The sequence below is a fragment of the Micromonospora sp. NPDC048930 genome, assembly GCF_043197935.1.
Classification (GTDB): Bacteria; Actinomycetota; Actinomycetes; order Mycobacteriales; family Micromonosporaceae; genus Micromonospora.
Genome location: NZ_JBICUB010000017.1, coordinates 42950 through 62097, shown reverse-complemented (window position 1 = coordinate 62097; position 19148 = coordinate 42950). Strand labels below are relative to the sequence as shown.

The 19148-nt window shown below is 67.5% G+C and carries 12 protein-coding genes and 1 pseudogene; 8 read left to right on the top strand and 5 right to left on the bottom strand.

Annotation, left to right across the window (positions count from 1 at the left end; all coding sequences use genetic code 11):
* The first annotated feature begins 81 nt into the window (after positions 1-81).
* The 3 genes from ACGFI9_RS31285 to ACGFI9_RS31275 all read left to right on the top strand — a co-directional run bounded on the left by ACGFI9_RS31285 (position 82) and on the right by ACGFI9_RS31275 (position 4281).
* Positions 82-2430, top strand: a complete 2349-nt coding sequence (locus ACGFI9_RS31285) for a Piwi domain-containing protein (protein WP_393183680.1) — start codon at positions 82-84, stop codon at positions 2428-2430.
* Positions 2427-3746, top strand: coding sequence for a hypothetical protein (locus ACGFI9_RS31280; RefSeq protein ID WP_393183678.1), 1320 nt, complete (start codon positions 2427-2429; stop codon positions 3744-3746). The genes ACGFI9_RS31285 and ACGFI9_RS31280 overlap by 4 nt, the downstream gene beginning before the upstream one ends.
* A 304-nt stretch (positions 3747-4050) precedes the next feature.
* Positions 4051-4281, top strand: coding sequence for a transposase (locus tag ACGFI9_RS31275; RefSeq protein WP_393183802.1), 231 nt, complete (start codon positions 4051-4053; stop codon positions 4279-4281).
* A gap of 691 nt (positions 4282-4972) precedes the next feature.
* Here ACGFI9_RS31275 and ACGFI9_RS31270 read toward each other — a convergent pair.
* The 4 genes from ACGFI9_RS31270 to ACGFI9_RS31255 form a co-directional block, all read right to left on the bottom strand.
* Positions 4973-5464 carry a tyrosine-type recombinase/integrase gene (locus ACGFI9_RS31270; protein WP_393183676.1) on the bottom strand — a complete coding sequence of 164 codons (492 nt, stop codon included), beginning with the start codon at positions 5462-5464 and terminating at the stop codon, positions 4973-4975.
* A gap of 1642 nt (positions 5465-7106) precedes the next feature.
* On the bottom strand, positions 7107-7511 hold the full coding sequence (locus tag ACGFI9_RS31265; RefSeq protein ID WP_393183674.1) for a hypothetical protein: 405 nt from the start codon (positions 7509-7511) through the stop codon (positions 7107-7109).
* A 352-nt stretch (positions 7512-7863) separates the two neighbouring features.
* Positions 7864-8355: a hypothetical protein gene (locus tag ACGFI9_RS31260; RefSeq protein ID WP_393183672.1), complete on the bottom strand. Its 492-nt coding sequence runs from the start codon at positions 8353-8355 to the stop codon at positions 7864-7866.
* Between the two features lie 305 nt (positions 8356-8660).
* Complete coding sequence (locus tag ACGFI9_RS31255; protein WP_393183670.1) at positions 8661-9980, bottom strand: tyrosine-type recombinase/integrase; 1320 nt, start codon at positions 9978-9980, stop codon at positions 8661-8663.
* Positions 9981-10556: 576 nt separating this feature from the next.
* On the opposite strand from ACGFI9_RS31255, the gene ACGFI9_RS31250 reads away from it, so the two are divergent.
* From ACGFI9_RS31250 to ACGFI9_RS31230, 5 genes are all read left to right on the top strand, one after another.
* Positions 10557-12092: a DUF3375 domain-containing protein gene (locus tag ACGFI9_RS31250; RefSeq protein ID WP_393183669.1), complete on the top strand. Its 1536-nt coding sequence runs from the start codon at positions 10557-10559 to the stop codon at positions 12090-12092.
* Positions 12089-12847, top strand: a complete 759-nt coding sequence (locus tag ACGFI9_RS31245) for a DUF4194 domain-containing protein (RefSeq protein ID WP_393183667.1) — start codon at positions 12089-12091, stop codon at positions 12845-12847. Before ACGFI9_RS31250 ends, ACGFI9_RS31245 begins: the two co-directional genes overlap by 4 nt.
* On the top strand, positions 12844-16389 hold the full coding sequence (locus tag ACGFI9_RS31240) for an ATP-binding protein (RefSeq protein WP_393183665.1): 3546 nt from the start codon (positions 12844-12846) through the stop codon (positions 16387-16389). The genes ACGFI9_RS31245 and ACGFI9_RS31240 overlap by 4 nt, the downstream gene beginning before the upstream one ends.
* Positions 16389-17648, top strand: coding sequence for a Wadjet anti-phage system protein JetD domain-containing protein (locus ACGFI9_RS31235; RefSeq protein WP_393183663.1), 1260 nt, complete (start codon positions 16389-16391; stop codon positions 17646-17648). The genes ACGFI9_RS31240 and ACGFI9_RS31235 overlap by 1 nt, the downstream gene beginning before the upstream one ends.
* Before the next feature lie 634 nt (positions 17649-18282).
* Positions 18283-18861: a hypothetical protein gene (locus ACGFI9_RS31230; protein ID WP_393183661.1), complete on the top strand. Its 579-nt coding sequence runs from the start codon at positions 18283-18285 to the stop codon at positions 18859-18861.
* Between the two features lie 23 nt (positions 18862-18884).
* Here ACGFI9_RS31230 and ACGFI9_RS31225 read toward each other — a convergent pair.
* A pseudogene (locus ACGFI9_RS31225) lies at positions 18885-19127 on the bottom strand (HNH endonuclease); the annotation flags it as partial.
* Between the last annotated feature and the right edge of the window lie 21 nt (positions 19128-19148).

Below are 19148 nucleotides of genomic sequence, written 5' to 3'. Positions count from 1 at the left end.
GTAGCGTGGTTGTCCGGCCAGGTGCGGTCTGCCCGGGCCGAGGATGAACGCGGGCGCAGCCGCAGCAAGTGGAGGAGGAAGGTGGTCGAGGCAGTGCGTGGAGTGCCCGCCCCGCCCCAACGGGCGGCGCCGAGTCTGGTGGCGAACTTCCTGCCGGTCCGGTTCCACGGACAGGCGTTCCACGCGGGCGTTGTCCCGTTCGACTCGAGGGAGCGGCTTGACGGGCTCCGTACCGAGTTGCAGGGGACGCACGTGGTAGCCCGCGAGGGCAACCAGATTGTATGCGTGCCGCTCACCGCAGAAAGCCGGCCCGTCGGCACCGAACAGAAGTTCCCGATCAGCGACTTCCGCCATCTCACCATGCGCCTGGTGCGCGAGGCCTTGATCAACGAGATCATCGGGATGGGATACAAACTGCGCTCGTTCAAGCAGCCCGGCTTCGTCTCCCGGTACCGCCAGCAGGACCTGCTCGCTCAGTGCGCGGGCGACCAGCGGGAGGCGCTCGCGGGTGTGCACGTGTTCCCGCAGTACCGTCTCGATGCCCGGGCCAACGGCCCGTCGGCGAGGATGGGCATCGTCGTAGGCCTGAAAACCAGGTACGAGTTCGACCACACCGTGCAGGATCTGCTCGACCGCGGGTTCCGCGTCGAGGGCCGGTACGTCCTCGCCCAGACCGGTGAGGTGCCGTACAACCCGCATCTCGACGAGTGTGCCTACCGCAAGCTGGTTGGGGCGGTCGAGTCGGTACGCGCCGGGCGGTTGCAGCTACGTGACGCCCCCGCAGTATCGGAGGTCGGTGCCGGCGAGGCGTGGCTGGAGGGGCGCCTCGACACCTTCCAGGACGTCGTCGCCTTCCTTACCGGTGGACGCCAGGGGCTGCTGCTGGAGCGGCTCGAGGAGGAGGCGTTCGCTCTGACCGGGGCCGAGGGGCGCCTCGGACGGATCACCTCGCTGGCCAGGCGGCTCGCACGAGGCGGGCCGCTGCGGATCGCCGCGGATGTCGAGGTCGAGATCGGGGTGCCGCTGGGAAGTGGCTCGACCGGAAGCAGTGGCGGTCAGGTGCGGTCGACGCCATTCGCGGAGCCGACCTTCGTCTTCGACCCGGGTGGCGGCAAGACCGACAAGTCGGCGCAGCGGGGGCTGACGCGGCTGGGTCCGTTCGACTCGGAGTCGTTCTCGCCTCGCCGGCCGCGGATCCTCGTCATGACGCCCCGCCCATATCAGGGCAGCGTCGAGGTCTTCATGAACCAGTTCCGGCGCGGCGTCCCGAACGCCAAGGTGTTCACGGAGGGCTTCGCCCGCAAGTACCGCCTCACCGACTGTGATATCCGCATTGAGGCATTTGACGCCACCGGTCCCCGCGATGTGACCGCGTACCGCGACGCGTGTCTCGCCGCACTGGACCGCGACGAGAAGCCGCATCTGGCGATCGTGATCACCAGCGAGGCGCAGCAGGACCTGCAAGGGGACGACAGCCCGTACCTCGTGGCGAAGTCCACGCTGATGGGCCAGGGCGTCCCCGTCCAGGAGATCCAGTACGAGACGATCGGGCGCGGCGATATCGCGTATCCGCTCGACAGCATGGCGCTGCAGTGTTACGCGAAGCTGGGCGGGATCCCGTTCGTGATCGCGGCCCCGGGCACGATCATGCATGAGCTGGTGATCGGCATCGGCAGCGCGCACATCAAGCCGAGCCGGTTCAGCGCGCCCGAGCGGGTCGTCGGTATCACCACCGTCTTCAGCGCCGACGGCAACTACCTGCTGTCCAACATGTCTCGCGAGGCCGACTACGACCGATACCCCGCTGAACTTCTGCGTGCCCTGCGGGTCTGCATCGACGAGGTGAAGACCCGCAACGCCTGGCGGCCTGACGACGCGATCCGGCTAATCTTCCACGTCTTCAAGCCGCTAAAGGACACCGAGGCCGACGCTGTGAAGGACCTCGTCTCCGGGCTGCTCGCCGAGTTCCGTGCCGTGCAGTTCGCGTTCGTGCACGTCAGCGACGAGCACGACTGGTACCTGTTCGACACTGCCGCCCAGGGTGTCGGCAACGCCGCGATGCCCTCGGGGCGGCGCCAGCCGAAAGGGCGCTACGTCCCCCAGCGTGGGCACGCGGTGACGATCAGCTCCTGCGAGGTGCTGCTGACCGTCTCCGGGCCGTACGACATCAAGCGGCCCACCCACGGGCTGCCCCGGCCGCTGCTGCTCAAGCTGCACCGGGCGTCAACGTTCACCGACATCGAGTACCTGGCCGGTCAGGCGTTCCGGTTCACCGCGCTGTCGTGGCGGCGGTTCTACCCGTCGAGGTCCCCGGTCACGATTATGTACTCCGACCTGATCGCGTCCCTGCTCGGCCAGCTCCGGCACGTCCGCAACTGGAACGCCGACATCCTGCGCACGGCGTTCCGGACCAGCAGGTGGTTCCTGTGACGGGCCAGGGGCCTGGTGCGCAAACGGTCGTCGTCGCGCAGCTCGCCGACCAGATGGCCGCCCTCGACCTGCACCTTGGCGTCGCCAACAAGCCCGGGGACCTCGACGGGCTCTTCGCCCATCATGTCCTGAGCAGCGTGGACATGTCGTTCGCCTGGGAGGTGAACCCGCTGACCGCGCAATGGCTCGACCAGCACACGGACAGGCTGCGCCACGCCCCGGGGCTCGCCGTCCTCGGGTTCGCCCTGCACGACTTCAGGGGTCACCGCGACCTCGGTATAAAAGAACGCCTGGTGGACGGTCTGCGCGACCTGATGCGTCGCGACCCGTTCCCAGCCGACCGAACAACCTTCGTGACTGACCGGCGGCAGTTGCTCGGCATCACGCTCGCCGCGCTCGTCGCCCGGGACGTGTTGCTGGCGTTTCACAGCTGGCTCCTGGATGTCCTGCACGACTCTCGGTTCCGCGCCGACGACCCCCGCACCGACCTCGCGCGCCGGCACTCTCTGGCCGTTCTGACCGACGATCCAGCGCCGCTCGGCGGGTTGGCCGGTGTCAAGAACCTGCCGGAACTCTGCATGGTGCACTGGATGTCGATCGCCAGCACGGCGCGACTTGCCGATCCAGCCGCCGATCTGCAGCTGATCCAGCGCCGGATCCTCACCGGCCTCCTGCGCACCGACATCGCCGACCTATCCACCTGCGACGCGGCCCTGGTGCGCGCCGCCGCCGGCCGGATCATCGACGCCAGCATCGACAGCACGGTCCTCACCCGCAGCCACGTCGGCGTCGTACTACGCCGGTTCCCCGCCGCGATGAAGCGCTGGCGCTGGGACGATCCGGACGACGTCCGGCACCCGATCCGCTGGGAGGTCAACTCCGAACGCGAGATCCAGGACATCGTCTGGATCATGCTCCGGTCGGTTTTCAGCGACCTCGTCGATGAAGAGCCGTTGCCGCGGCTCGGTCACAGCTCCTACCGCGCGGACTTCGGCATCCCGCGCCTCGGCGTGCTCATCGAGCTCAAGTACGTGCGCTCGGCCGCCGAGTTTAAGAAGGTCGAGAAGGAGATCCTCGAGGACTCCATCGCCTATCTGCGCGAGCGCGGCACCTACACGAAGCTCATCGTGTTCATCTACGACGCCTCGGCCTCAAACCAGGAACACGACATCACGACCGCAGCGCTTCTGGAACGCGACGACATCATCGATGTGATCGTCGTGTCCCGCCCCAGCCAGCTTCCCGCGACGGCGACGCCGGCCGCCGCTTCCACACCCCGCCGCTCCCGAAGCCGACGAAGTCCAAGCTCGCCCTGACCGTGATCCTGGACGTGCAACGGACTCTCGTCAACGGTTCATACCCAGACAAAACGCAAGGACGCACGGTTTGCGGCCCTAAACTCTGAATCGTCGCCGTCCATTAGGGCACACGGGATGGCGACGCGCTGCGAGCGTGGCATCGCGACTACCCGGACGCCTTGGATGTCGCAATCGAGTTGCCGACCGGCGCGGGCAAGAAGTTGGGCGCGAGGCCGCCTGGGCCCGGGCTGTGGTGGGCAGAATCGCGTGCACCACCGTCTTGGTGCTGCGTGAACTCCCGGCTCCTCGCCCACGCCTACCAATGGGGGCTCTGTCCGAACTCCACCGACTCGCCACCACCATCGAGACCTGGTGGCCACAGATCCACGCGTTCCTGACAAGCGGGATCACCAACGCCGGCTCGGAAGGAACCAGCCGGGTCATCAAGACCGTCGCCCGCGACGCCTACCGCTTCCGAAACCCCCAAAACCAGCGACTACGCACCCGCACCGCCACCACCCGCCGTCACCGCGGACACCTCAACCCCGCCTAACTTCGAAGAGCCTCAATGGGTCGCTGCGCACCCCCCCACGTTCACCGACATGGACCTTCCCGAACCCCGGCCCATCGTCCACGCCTGCGACGGCGGCACGACCTTCGCCGGGGAGCTGCAACAGCCACCCGCACCTCGACAACCTGAGCTGTTGGGCCGCTGCGGCCGCTGAGGCTGGTGAGGATCTTCAAGTCCTTCTCAAGAGGGGCAGCCAAGACGCTACTCAGCGGCGCTTCCAGGCGTGCCCTGGCGGCGGGCCGAGGAAACCCTGACGTTTCCCGTAACCGCGGAGGACTTCCACCAACCGTGGCAGGTGCGCGCCGCTGCTGAATCCGGTGCCCAGACTACGAATTGCGGCGGTCGTGGCTGCTCGGTGGCTGCTCGGACGTCGGGGAACTGACGCGGACGAACCGCTACCCGCGCGGACCCGACCGGAGGCGCGGGATCCACTTGTCCATCGATGAGCGGGAATCAGGCCTGCCGGCGCCCCCTACGGATCAGAAGGTTAGGGGTTCGAGTCCCTTCGGGCGCGCAAGATCAAAGGGCGTCTGACCTGCGGAAACGCGGTCAGGCGTTTTTTGTTGATCGTCCCACCTGGACAGTGGGTGTCGCGTGGGTGTCATCCCGATGCCATCACTCTCTGTAATCGCCGTTGCGCTGCATCTGCGCTGACCTAGTGTTTTGGGGTGGGTTACCGCTTCTTGGCGGCCCGGCGCTTGTTGTGTGGGCGCTGGTCGGGGCGGTTGCGCCGTGCCCTCTTCCGGATCTTTTCGCGGGTGCGTCGGGCTGCGGCGAGGACCAGTCGGGCGGTGGCATCGGCGCACCTGCGCTGGGCGTACGGCAAGACGCTGGTGTAGGTGTCGGCGGTGGTGACGATGCTGGCGTGGCCGAGTAGATCTTGCACGGTTTTGAGGTCGGCGCCGGCTTCGTGCGCGAGGGATGCCGCCCCGTGGCGGAGATCGTGGAGTCGGATCGGTGGGAGGTCGGCTCGTTTGATGAGCCGGGTGAAGTGCCGCGTGGCGTACTCGGGGTGCAGTGGCCTGCCGTCCGGCCGGATGAACACGTAGCCGCTGTCGTGCCAGGCTTTGTCTGCCGCCTCGCGGGCGGCCTGTTGCAGGCGCTGGCGGCGTAGGTGCTCGCGTAGCACGGCGACGGTGTGCTGGTCGAGAGCGACGGCACGCATGCCTGCAGCCGTTTCGGCTCTCCTTCGATGATGTGGTAGCCAACCGTGGTGCGGTTGCGCAGGATGAACAGCACTCCATGGTCGAGGTCGATGTCGGACCAGCGGAGGCCGCATGCCTCGCCGCGGCGCAGGCCGCGTAGGGCGATGAGCCACCACAGGGCGAACAGCCGGTCGGTGGTGACCGCGTCGAGGAACGCGGCGAGGTGCGTCGCGGTCCAGACGGCCACCGCCGGGCGCTGGCCTGTTGCCCTCCACTCCGCGACGCGTGCTGCGGTCCAGACCTGGGCGTGCGGCTTGCGGTAGGACGGGAGTTCGAGGTGGCGGATCGGGTTGGCCTCGAGCAGGCCCTCCCGGACGGCGAGGTTGAGTGCCGCGCGGAGGGTGGTCCGGAGGTGTTGCAGGCACGAAGGTGTTTGTGGCTGGCCGCGGCCGTTGGTGGTCTGCGCGATCTTGTCGAACCCAGCACGGATGCGGCGAATGTTGAGATCGGCCAGGGTGATCCTGCCCATGTGCGGGATGAGGAATTGCTCGACGTCCCGGGTGTACTGGGCCTTGGTGGTTGGCCGGATCTTGGTGCGGGTGGACAGCCAGTACCTCAGCCACCGTTCGAGGGTCCAGCCCTGCGCGGTGCGTTCCTCGCCGGTTCGGGCCAGCCACTCGTCTCGCGCTCGGAAAGCTGCGGCCTTCGAGCGGAAGCCGCCCCGGCGCGCTCGTGTCGGCCTGCCGAACGCGTCGGTCGCCGAGCAGTCGAAGTACCAGGTGCCGTGCCCGCGTTCCGGCAGTCGCGTGCAGTTGTTCTCGAGCCGCTTCTTGGTCTCGCTGTGCCGACAGCCACACCGCTTGTAGATCTTTCCCGAACCAGGCATGTTTCTTCCCATTTCATGTGTCGACGGAAGTTTGTGAGGGCTGATCGCATTCTCTGCTGTGATGCTGGGGAATAGACGGACTGCGGGTCCGTCGCGCCGGTCGATTTCGATTCGACGCTGGAGGGCTTGCCAGGCGCTCTGGAGACCGTCTGGCGACCGGCTCGGCCCTCGTCGGTGCTGGCGTGCCAGGTACACCCGGGCCTACCGGTCGCTGTCGACGTTGCGCAGGGCGTACCGGATGGCGTAGCCGCGGCCCTGTTTGCGCCAGTCGCGAGCCCGAACCGGGTCACCATCTTGTTGGTGTCAGCGTCGAGGTTGCATTTCGGGCCGCGACGATGCGGTGCACGGTGGCCTGTTCTTCGCTGCTGTTCGTGTGGCACACCACCGCGCTCATTTGGCTGTCGGTGGGGTGAGGGCGTGCACGGAAAAGCCGACGAGTAGGCGTGCCTACGATCGCGTAACTCATGATCGCCGACATAGGCGGATCCGGCCAGCGAACCGGTCTCGGTCGGCACCGCGGTCGGTGGGCTGCGAGTGCTCCAAATGCCGGGCAACGTCGGTCTCACCGCGGACGGGCAGACCGGAGGCGCCGCGGACGTTCGGGGCGCCACACCGGCTGGCTCGGCGCCTACCCGGCGCACTGTGATCGACCCGCGTCAGGAAATCACGGCAAGTGATAGTCGAGGGCCACCTGCCCAGAAGCGCCTGCGGCTGCCACTGAGCCACCACCAGCCTTGGCCGGAGAACGGATGCTCACAGCAGGCCCACGCGCTGTGTCACGACAAGCGGCGGACCTCCTCTGGCCCGAACCGCGATATGAAGAGCCGACCGAGGTCCTTCCAGTCTTGGACAGAAGCCCGTTCATCAGCGTGAAGCTCAAGGCACTCGTCAACTGTCCAGTCCTCGTAGGTGACGTATGGCTCGGACCACCGTCCACTGCGCCACGCCGCACGGCTGTCCTGCCGCCGTTCGGACTTGTTGAGGCCGATCCAGAACAGATTCCCCGGATCGTGCCCGGCGATGCTCGGAAAGCTTGTCGCCGGTTCCCAGCGCCGCCAGGCGTGGTTGAAAGCAAGCTCCAGATTCAGTTTGGCGCTGGAAACGGCTTCTACGCCCTCCGCCAGTACACCTAGCGCCATCCCCTCGACTACATGCTTTACCTGCTGGTCCTTTGTCGGCATGCGACGATGCTACGACGGCCGCCAAAGGACTTCCCTGCCGCGTTCTCGATGCTCGCCCATCGTCTGTGACAGCCCCCAGCGGGACGTGCGGGCATGCCACGAGGCAACGGCGCTTCGACCCTCGAATTCGGAATCGTCCGCAGCTCGAACACCGGGGTCGCCGAAGCAAGAATGTTGAGCAGGTCGAGAACGACGCGCTGCCCGTAGGGCGGTAGCAGATCGAGCGGAGAATAGGCGAACTCGCGGACGATCGTGCCGTCGACCCACGCCTGGCAGGCCATACCGATCCCGTCGACCGCTGCGGAGACGAACAGGCGGGACGGCGAGGAAAGTCTCAGGGCCGAGCTGGCTCCTACGTGCCAGCTGAGACGTCGACAGCTAGGGCGACGAGGGCTGTGATCGCCTGGAGGATGCCGAAGGCCAACGCCCACAACGCAATCCGGGCTTCGAGCGTCATGCGTTTGCCGGGCGTCTCGGTCACCATCGGTGACGCAACACTTTGAGCATTTGCCTGCGCCGGGTACATCGGCAGGGGCGCGAACGACGGCGGAACGATGTGCATCCGGTAGAGCCACGGATCGAGCCAGCTAGCCGCACCCATGTGACGGACCCACGCCACCAGTTTCTGTCGCTTGTGTTGCCTGCAGCCGACGAGGATCTTGCCATCTTTCGTGCACGGCTTCCTGGTGGTCTTGGTGACGACAAGGCACTTGGCGTCGATCCTGAAGCCGAAGTAGTAGCAGACGTACAGGAAGAGAATTGCCGACCAGAACAGGATGCATACCACGTTCTCCCAGAACGTGGACTGCAGGACGGGCTCCGAGTTCGCTGCCAGGAGAAGCACGAGAGTCCAATCTACAGGAGGCAATCAACCAGACTCGGAACGTGATCACCCTCATGGGTGATCTGAGACGGCTACCCGACGTTCGGCGCGCGGGCTCACACGTCTTGCGCCGCAAAGGGCTGCGACCTGGTGTCACCCGCGACAGGGGTCTGCCCAGGCCAGAGCGACCCTGGCCGGGGCAGAGCCGACATGGCACGCGAGAAAGGCGACGGCGGTGCCCGCAGGATCAAGCAGCGGACCTTGGGCGGTGCGGCGACGATGCCCGCCCGTCGCCGCACCTCACCGGAACCCAGCCATGACGTTCTTCAGTGGGACTCGTGCACCCGGCTTGGGCACCTGTGTGCCGAGGGGCGGAGCTTGGCGCCACTCGTGGCCGAGGATGGCTTCCACCGAGGGCGGCAGGCAGGCGCCGTCACCGGTTGCACCGCGACGGCGCGCTTCCGCAGTGTCGTCGGGTTGTGGCTGAGCTGGCGTCGGATTTCCTCGCCGGGCTTGCCGGCATCAAGGACCAGGCGTGCGGTGGCTTCCGCGGTCTCCCGCTGAGACTCGGGCAGAATGCTGGTGTAGATGTCGGCGGTCAGTTGGATGCTGGCGTGCCCGAGTTGGTCCTGCACCGCCTTGAGATCGGCGCCGGCGGCCCGTGCCAGGGTCGCCGAGCCGTGCCGCAGATCGTGCAGCCGGATCGGCGGCAGCCCCGCCCGGTTGACCAGCAGCCGCATCCGCTGAGTGAGATAGCCCGGGTGGACCGGCATCCCGTCGGGACCAGTGAACACGTAACCGCTGTCGTGCCACACCTTCCCGATCGCGGCCCGCGCGCCGCGCCGCTGGCGTTGCCGGTCACGGTGCTGTCGCAACACCCGCACGGTGTGCTGGTCCAGGGCCACGGTCCGGCGGCTCGCTGCGGACTTCGGCGGTCCCTCGTGTACGTCGTAGCCGGCGGTGGTCCGCTGCCGCACTACCGACAACTGGCCCGCGTGCAGGTCGACGTCGGTCCAGCGCAGGCCGGCGGCCTCACCGCGGCGTAGACCGCGTAGGGCGATCAGCCACCACAGGGCGAACAGGTTGTCGTCGCGGACGTAGTCGAGGAAGCCCGCCAATTGGGTGGGCGTCCACACTGCGATGGCGGGCCGCTCCCCGGTGGCCTTCCATTCGGCGACGCGAGCCTCGGTCCAGATCTGGGCCTGAGGGCGGGGGTGGGCGGGCAGTTCAACTCGGCGGGCCGGGTTATCGGTGATCAGCCCTTCGCGGACCGCGCCGGTGAGGGCCGCCCGCAGCGTGGTGTGAATGTGTTGCAAGGTGCAGGCGGTCTGCGGCTGCCCGGATCGGTTCCGGGTGGACGCGATCTTCCCGAAGGCGACGTTGAGCTGCCGCGAGGTCAATTCGCCGAGGGTCAGCTGGCCGATGTGCGGGATGAGAAACTGCTCGATGTCACGGGTGTAGTGCATCCTTGTTGTCGGCCGGATCCGGGTCCTGGTTGACAGCCAGTAACGCAACCAGCGAGTGACCGTCCAGGACCGGCCAGCCTGCTCCTCGCGGGACAGCGCCAGCAGCTCGTCACGCGCCTTGCGTGCCGCCGCCTCCGACGGGTAGCCACCCCGACGGATCCGTTCAGCCTGTCCGAGCACGTTCCGTGTCGAACAGTGGAAGTACCAGCTGCCGTGCCCTCGCTCCGACAACCGCGGACAGGCCTTACCCCGCCGCCGGCCCGTCACCGGGTCCACACACCGGCACCGCTTCACGATGACACCCTGACTGTTCATGAGCCCTCCTTGATCTGGTGTGGGCTCATCGTCCCGGGGCGGGGAGCGGTGAAAGACGACTTCGAACCGGAATGTGCGGCATTAGACCAGTAGAAATGATATCAGGAAAAGGCGGCCATAATTCGTTGATGGTTACGGACCATTCGACTAACGAAATATGCCGATCTCGGGGCGTAGGTAGCTCCGAGGTTGAAAGTGGCCACCATTTGCTGCCGGTCGTCGCACAAGCGTACGACTCTCCTGACTGTCGCATGCGCCTGGCATCATCGGGGGACGCGACGACGACCCGTCGATGGGATGCGACATGAGATGCGAACGCCGATGGTGGGTGAGGTTCGACCCTGGGCGATGTTCCGGGAGGTCGACCGTTGTCCGACGTGGCCGAGGTCGCGAGTCGCAGCGGCAATGCTGCCAACGGGCATGAAGGGATGATCACCTCCGGTGAGTGACGTAGTAGGCGAGCTTGCCAGGGTCACCGGCGCCTTTGACCAGCCGACCCTCACGCTTCTGTACAAGGGCCACGCGAGGGTGGTGATCGCGATTTTCCGCAACGCGTTCACCCGGGATCACCGCACTATTCCAGCAGCCCGGCTCCACGCCCAGGTCGACACCTATCTTGATCAATTGCGGATTGCGGGCTTCACTGACCTCCCGGCCGGCTCAGGTCGTGATCTGTGCCTTCGGTGGATGCGGGGGCAGTGGCTTGTGCGCAGCGTTGAGGACGATGGCACCGAGGTGTACACGCTGACCAGCCACGCCCAGGACGCGCTCAATCTCGTCACGAGCCTGACACGGGAGCGAGCGAGTCTGAGTGAGCACCGGATCGCTACGATCATCAACGCCGTGCGGCGGTTCAACACCGAGGTCAATCCCGACCGCGGTGCCCGGGTGGACATTTTCAACAGCGAGATCGCCCGGCTGACCCGTGAACGTGACCGCCTCCTTGAAGGCGGAGACCTGCCGCAGGTGTCCGCCGACTACATGCTCGAGGGGTATGGGGAGCTGCTGCAGTTGGTGGCGGCGCTGCCGAGTGACTTCGCCCGGGTGGAGGAAGCCTTCACCGCGTTGCGTGCGCAGATATTGAGCTCGTTTCGCTCAGAGGACCGCCACGCCGGTGACGTGATCGACGACTACCTGCGGCGTACCGACTCGCTGATGACCGCGACCGCGGAGGGCCGGGCGTTCGAGGGGGCGTTCACCCTGTTGCGGGACGACGAGTTGCTGCTGCAGCTGCGCGAGGATCTCTCGGCGCTGCTGAGCCATCCGATGGCTGAGGACATCCTCAACGACACTGACCGCCGTGATCTGCGCGGCACCGTCGGGCTGATCCGGCGAGGCATCGACGCGGTTCTCGCCCAGCGCAATCGCGTCACCGCCACCCTGCGCGAGTACATCCAGACCCACAACACCGTCCGGGATCGTGAGCTGGACAGCACGTTGCGCCAACTCGACGCCGAGCTGGTCCGATGGATGACCTCGGCCGGACCACGCACTAGCGTTCCGCTGCCACTGCTGCCCGCCCGCGTGGACGTGCACCACCTTCGCGAACGATTCCACAATCCGGACGACGAGGCCGGACCACCGCCGCTGCGAGATGTAACTACGCAACGTCCGGACGGGCTGTCCCTGGCGGACCTGCTGGCGCAGGGCGGGCCGTCGCTCGACCAACTCCGCGCGGCCGTGCACCAGGCCCTCGCGTCGGACGAGCCGCTGACATCGTTGGGGAGACTGTTCGACACGCTGGACGCACCGCTGCGTCGGCCCGTCGAGATCTTCGGTCTGCTCCACCTGACGACGAACATGGACGGCTTCGTTCGCGACGAGGATCACCGTGAGGTATACCGCACGCTCCGGCCGGACGGTTCCCGCCGCGACCTGGCTGTCCCGGTGATCGAGCCCGTCTCGCACGGCCCAGATTCACCCCGCGATACGGCAAACGATCGGCCAGGGCGGCCCACGAGATCGGAGTTGGCGTGAGCATCGACGACACGTCCTCGGCCAGCGGGACCGCGAACTTCGCCACTGGCTGCGACGACCCGGAGCGGGAGCTGACCAGCAGCGTCTCCCTGTTCGAAGGGGACGAGGGGGGTCTGGAACTGCCGCAACGCCGCGTGCTGGTCGCTCTGCTCAAGCAACGGTTCATCACCGCGCAGAGCCACCCGAAGGAGTGGAAGACCCTCATGGCGAACCCACGCCTGATCCGCTCTCGGCTCAACGACATGTTCCTGGATCTTCACCTAGACGCCGGCAGGGAGGTCGCCTACAAGCGGCAGGTGGTTCCCGAGGGCGGCGGTAGGTTCCCGACCCTGCTGCACGACACCGCCTGGAGCCGCGAGGAGACCATCCTGCTGGTGTATCTGCGGACCCGCAGCCGCTCGGAGGAGGTCGCTGGCACCTCCCGCACGTATGTCGACCGGCAGGACATGCTCGAGCACGTCGCGACCCTCCGCCCGGCACACGCCACCGACCACGCTGCCGACGGGCGACGCGCCATCAAGGCAATCGAAAGCCTCAATCGAGCCGGGTTGCTGATCGGTGCGAGCACCGCCGACCGGTTCGAGGTTAGCCCGGCAATTGATGTCGTGCTGCCCCTGGAACGCCTGCAGGATCTGCTGCGATGGCTGAAGACGGAGCAAACCAGCGATCCAACGGCGGAGTTCACGGTCAGCCTGGCAGGCAGCAGCAGCGACCTGGGCACCACCGACGCTCTCAGCGACGAGGACGCATCGTGACGATCAGCGACAACGAGCACCCCGCTCTGCTATCCCCGGCTCTGCTCCCGCAGCCGCCGAGCGCATCGCCGGCGCCGCTGTTCTACGTCGCCGGCGCCACCGACGGCACCCTGCAATGGAAGGCAGAGGCCTTCCAACTAGTGAACTGGGGAGGATTTGAAGGCCGCATCCGCTTCGACTTCCACCCAGGCGCGACGCTGATCTCAGGGGCCTCGGGGACGGGGAAGAGCACCCTGCTCGACGCGTACATCGCCCTGATGATGCCGTCGGACACGCCCTTCAACGGCGCCTCGAACGACGCCGTCGCCGGCCGTGCCCGGAGCGCCGAGCAACGCAACCTGCTGTCCTACCTGCGGGGCCAAACGGACACGACCGCCGACGACCACGGCCGAGAACGGCCCAAGGTCCTACGCGGAGACGGTCAGCCGACCTGGGGTGCGGTGGCCATGACGTTCGTCGACGACCACGGCCGCCGCTTCACCGCGCTACGGGTGTACTACGTTCCGACCCGCGCGACCCAGGCCGGGGACATCACCATGCGGATGGCCACCTACGAGGGCTATCTGGACTTGGCAGACCTCGCCGGGCACGCCGCCTCGCTGTTCGCGCCGAAGTCCCTCAAGACCGGGTTCCCCGGCCTGCTGACCCACGACACCTACTCCTCCTTCGCTGCCCGGCTGCACACCCGACTGGGTATCGGCGCGAACGGCGACGGCGCCAAGGCACTACGGCTGTTGGTGCGGATCCAGTCCGGGCATCAGATCCGCACCGTCGATGAGCTGTACAAGGAGATGGTCCTGGAGCGGCCAGCGACGTACGAGGCAGCCGATCGGGCGATCGGCCACTTCGACGACCTGGAGGTTGCCTACGTCGCGATGCAGACCGAGCAGCAGAAGGCCGAACTCCTCGGCCCGATCACCCAGAAGCACACTGACCTCACCACGGCACGAGCGACGATCGAGCAGATCGACACCTTCGGCCTCACCACGGCGGACGACACCCCCATCGTGCTGTGGCGGCTGGGCCGCGAGGCCGCCCTGCTACAGGGCGCGATTAGTACCAACCAGCGCGAAAAGGAAGAAAACGCCAAAGAACTCGCCCGCGCGATCACGGTCGAGACGTCGCTGGATCAGGAACTCGCCGCGACGGTGTCCGCCCACCGCGAGGCAGGCGGCGGCGAACTGGAGAGCCTCGCCCAGCAAGCCACCCAGGAAAGCCAGCGCCGCGACGAACGGCTGGCACGGCGGGCAGCGCTCGCCGAACGCACCACCAAGCTGGCCGTGCCACTTGACGACAGGGAGACCTTCGCCCACCTCCAGGCGGCCGCCGCGGCGTTCCTTACCAACTACGAGACCGCCGCACAGGCCCTACGAGACCGGCGTGAGGGGTTGCGTGACCGAGAGTTCCCGCTGCTCGAGCGACGCAGGTACCTAACCGAAGAGCGTGCCTCGCTGGCCGGCCGCGCCGGACGCGTTCCGAAATACCTCGACGACCTGCGCCACGACGTCGCGCGGGCGTCCCGCATCGATGCGGCTGAGCTGCCGTTCCTCGCCGAGTTGATCGACGTCGCCCCCGATCAGGGGCGGTGGCGGACCGCAGTGGAGTCGGTCCTGGGTGGCAGCGCACGGCTGCTGCTGGTGCCCCGCGACCGGCTGGACGCCTTCTCTACGGCCATCAATTCGCTGCGCCTGCGCGGCCGGTTGACCTTCGATGGCGTGCCGCTCGGCCAGGACGGCCACGCCGACCACGACCCAGATCGGATCGCCGGGAAGCTGGTGTTCAAGGACTCCCCCTTCGCCGGATGGGTCCGCCGGCACGTGTCCGACCCCGCCCGCAATGCCCTCTGCATCGAGGACCCCAGCCAGTTGGGCGGACCCGGGTACCGGGTCACGCTCACCGGGCAGACCCGCTTCGGAACCCGCGGGACGCATGGCCGGAACGAACAGGCGAACATCATCGGGTTCAGCAACGAGGATGCCCTCGCCGACATCGACCGTGAGCTGCGCGAAATCAACGAGGAGCTTGGCCAGGTCGACAAGGAACGACGCGGCATCGACAGCGAACGCACGGACCTCGACGCTCGCCGTAGCGCCCACGAGGCGATCCGCGCGGCCACCTGGGACGACATCGACGTGGCCAGCATCGACGCGAGGATCGAGCAACTAGAGCGGGCCCGCCAAGCGATCCTTGACGCCGACGACCAACTGCAGCAGCTGCAGAAGCACATCGATGATCTTGGCGGGGAGCTGGAGCGCGCCCGTGAACACCGCTTCGCGCTCAAGCGGCGGGAGAGCGACCTTTCCGAGCGAGTGTCATCGCTGATCGAGCAGCAGACGGCGGTGGAAGCCGACCTGCGCCGCATCAACCATGAGCAGCGAGTGATCCTCACCGACGACCAGGCCGCCGCACTCGACCGGCACTTCACCGCGGCAGTCGCCCCAGCCGATCCCGACGACCTGGACCAGTTCCCGGCGAACTTGAGTCGGCTCCGGCAACGGCTGTCCACCACGGTGGAGTCGGCTCGTGGTCAGATGCGCAACGCGGAGGCCGAACTGGAGCGGATCTTCGCTGCGTACCAGATGAAGTTTGAGGACCCGAACCTCGGGCGCACCGCCGCCTCATACCAGGACTACGCGAGGATCCTCGACACCATTCTCACCACCGGGCTCCACGAACGCCGAGAAGAGTGGCGGCAGCGGCTGATGAAATGGAGCGGTGAAGACCTGGTCCCGCTCGCCGGGGCCATGGAGTCCTCGATCGAGGAGATCGAGGAACGACTAGACCCGATCAACGGAATCCTGCGCGGTCTGCCGTTCGGCGCCAACCGCGACCGGCTGCGCATAAAACTCCGGCGCCTGGCTCCCGATGCCGTGGTCCAGTTCCGCCGGCAACTGCGGGTGCTGTCCTCCGGCGCGACGCGGGAACTGCCCGAACACCAGATGGAGCAGCGCTTTCACGAGCTGCAACAGTTCATGGGCCGCATCCGCCGTCGTGACGACCCCCGCGCCGTCGCCGACCTGAGCGACCGCGACCGGCTGCTGGACGTGCGGCGACACGTCGAGATCACCGCCGAGCGCTACGACGCCACCGGGCAACTGCTCAGCACACACTCCTCCCTCGGTGGCAAGAGCGGTGGTGAGAGCCAGGAGTTGGTGGCGTTCATCGTCGGTGCGGCGCTGCGGTTCCGGCTCGGCGATGAGCTGCGGGCCCGCCCACGGTTCGCGCCAGTCTTCCTCGACGAAGGATTCGTCAAGTCCGATGCCGAGTTCGCTGGCCGCGCAGTGCAGGCGTGGAAAGGCCTGGGCTTCCAGCTGATCATTGGAGCACCACTAGACAAGGTGACGGCTCTCGAGCCGCACATGGACGAACTACTGGCCATCACCAAGAACACGACCACGCACTACTCCTTCGTCACCCGCATCAGCAACGCCGGACCCGACCCGGCCAGCGGCTCGCCGGCCATACCGAACGCGCGCGGCCCGATGAATGGCACCAGCATGATGGCCGAGCAACCCCGGCAGGAGACTGAAGCAGCGCCGTGATGAAGACGACCGAGCAAGTCCTGACAGACATCGAACGGCGGCTCGTCAGCACCTGGGCTAGCTGCGCCGCCGAGACCGCACGGATGACGTCGCACACTGCCGCAGCGGCGGAAGGCACGGGCTCGCCGACGCCGCCGGCACCTAGTGAGCAACGGAGCTCGCTGTCAACCTCCTGGCCGCATGCCTTTCCTCTGGGACAACCCTCTTCGACGAACCTCGCCAAGGACTTCTCCGCTGCGGCAGCCTGGGCCGCCACGTGGCGAGCATGGAGCACCAAGCACGGCGTGTCACTGCGCACGCGCACGCGACGCGTCCACACCACCGACCAGGAGTTCCCCACCCACCTCGTCGTCCCCGACGCCAACCACGCGGCCCGGCTGTGCGGGCGGCACTGGCCGCAACGGCTGGAGCGAGGCCGCCGACGGGCGATCCTCCTCGCCGAGTGCTTTCCCCATCTCGTCGAAGCCGGACTGCTCGCCGCGACGATCGCTGCGGTCGACGAGCTGAGCGAGGTGGACTTCGAGCTGCTCTGCCGAGCTGGAGCATGGTTCGCCAAGCACGATGCAACTGGCCTCACCCCCAGGCAGGTGCCGATCGAGGGACTGCACGCCAAGTGGCTCAATCATCGGCTGGGCCTGGTGCGTCGCCTGTCAGCCCGAGACGACCTGGGACTCCTGCCACCACACCCGCCACGAGTCCACTTCACCTACCTCGACCCCGGGCATCTTGCCGCAGGCGGGCGCCGGCACGACTCGGCGACGATAGGTGACCAGGCGCTGCCGGCGTACCAGCCGCGAGTGGTGGTGATCTCCGAGAACAAGGACACCGCGATCCACTTCCCCGAACTCGACGGTGGCGTCAGCATCGAGGGCGTCGGCCGCGGCGGCGCAGCCATCGCCGCCCTGCCCTGGCTGCCGGCCGCCGAGCACATCCTCTACTGGGGCGACATGGACGCCGACGGCCTGGAGATCCTCAACGAGTTCCGCGCCGCCGGCGTCCCCGCGAGATCACTGCTCATGGACCTGCCCGCCTTCGAACAATGGGAGCGATTCGGCACCAACGTCGATGCACGCGGCCGGCCCCTGCAGGCCAGGATGCCGCGACCGGTGCCGTTCCTGACCGACGCCGAAGAGACCCTCTACCAAAGCCTCACCGCCGAGACGTGGGCCCGGCACCGACGCGTGGAGCAAGAACGGATCCCGCTCGATGTGGCAGCGTCGGCGGTGCGCCGGATCGTCGGAGACATTCAGGCAGGTTGACAATCGTCGGGGAACGCTGTGAGGTCGGCCTTTGCTGTTGGTGATACCGGCGATCTTGGCGAAGACGGTACGCAACAGGCCGGCGTCGAGGTCGGCGAGCCGGTAGGCGCCGAGGTGCGGGATGAGCACCTGCTCGACGTCGCGGGTGTAGTGGAACCGGGTGGTCGCGCGGAGGTGGGTGCGGGTGTCGAGCCAGTGCCGCAGCCACCGTTCGACGGTCCAGCCTTGCGCGGTGCGGTCGGCGGCGGTGCCGGCCAGCCACGTGTCGCGCGCCTGTCGGGCGGCGGCCTGCGAGGGGTAGCCGCCGCGGCGGGCGCGTTCCCGGCGGCCGAGCAGGTTGGTGGCCGAGCAGTGGAAGTACCAGGAGCCGTGGCCGCGTTCGGTGAGCCGGGGGCAGCGCTGCTCCAGCCGGTTCCTGCCGTCGTCGCGGCAGCCGCACCGTTTGAAGATCACACCGTTGCTCGACCGCATGACGCCGCCACCTCCCGCCGGTTTCCGCCTGCGGACAACATGAAGAGGCGGGGTCGGGCGGGTGGTGGTCCAGCAGGTAGGTAGGCCAGCGGGGCCAGGGCACCTCCTTGCCGTGCAGCTCGGCTCGTGGTTCGCCGCCGGTGCTGCGTGCGGTGATCGCGTCGTGGAGCTGGTGGCAGTTCTGCGGCCGGTCGATGCCGGGCAAGAGGATGAGGCGTTGGCCGAAGGTGACGGCGACCGCGCGGAGGTCGTCGGGTTGCTCGACGAGCAGGATGCGGCGCTGGTCGGGGGCTGCGGTGCGGTCGCGCAGGACCCGGACGGGTGCTGTGGCGGTGGCTGGTTCGCGGAACTGGATGCGGTAGAGGTCCATGACGGGGCGCAGGATGTAGCGCCAGCCGAGCGCGGCGAAGGCGGCGAGGTAGGCGGCGCGGATCCAGGAGAGCTGGTCGCGGTTGGCGTCGTACTGGGCCTGCATGGTGAAGGTGACGTCGGGGTTCGGGTCGGCCCGGTCGACGTAGTCGTCGAGGGTCTGCAGGTGTGCCGCCTGCTGGTCGGGATGGTTCTGTCTGGGCATGCCGAAGATCTGCAGGCTGCCGTCGTCGGTCCATTGGATAGTGCCGCGCAGCGGGATACCAGCGGCGTGGACGGTGAACGGCAGGGTGCGGCCGGTGGCCTGACGGTGGATGAAGAAGTCTTCGAGGTGCTGTGTCGGCGGCCAGAGCCAAATCTGATTGGCCGTTGACAGTGCTGGCGGCGTACGGCGTGGGCGTCGAGGGCGGTGCCGGCGGTGTTGTTGCATGCGGCGCAGGTCAGCAGGAGGCTGCGACCGCCGAGGGCCCGCGGCGGGACGTGCTCCTCGGTGAGGACCCCGGCGATGACAGCGGCTCGGGAGTAGGCGACCAGGCACAGGGGGGCAGGCGTACCAGTCGTCGCCGGCGGGCAGGGCGTTGCCGAACCCGAGCCGGGTCGGCGGTCGCGCGGAGCAGGGGCGCGCCGTCGTCGAACCACCGCAGGCGCTTCTCCACGAAC

Coding starts and splice junctions, on each gene's coding strand:
- ACGFI9_RS31235 (WP_393183663.1), top strand. CDS start 16,389: ATGAAGACGACCGAGCAAGTCCTGACAGACATCGAACGGCGGCTCGTC.
- ACGFI9_RS31270 (WP_393183676.1), bottom strand. CDS start 5,464: ATGCGTGCCGTCGCTCTCGACCAGCACACCGTCGCCGTGCTACGCGAG.
- ACGFI9_RS31275 (WP_393183802.1), top strand. CDS start 4,051: ATGGGGGCTCTGTCCGAACTCCACCGACTCGCCACCACCATCGAGACC.
- ACGFI9_RS31265 (WP_393183674.1), bottom strand. CDS start 7,511: ATGCCGACAAAGGACCAGCAGGTAAAGCATGTAGTCGAGGGGATGGCG.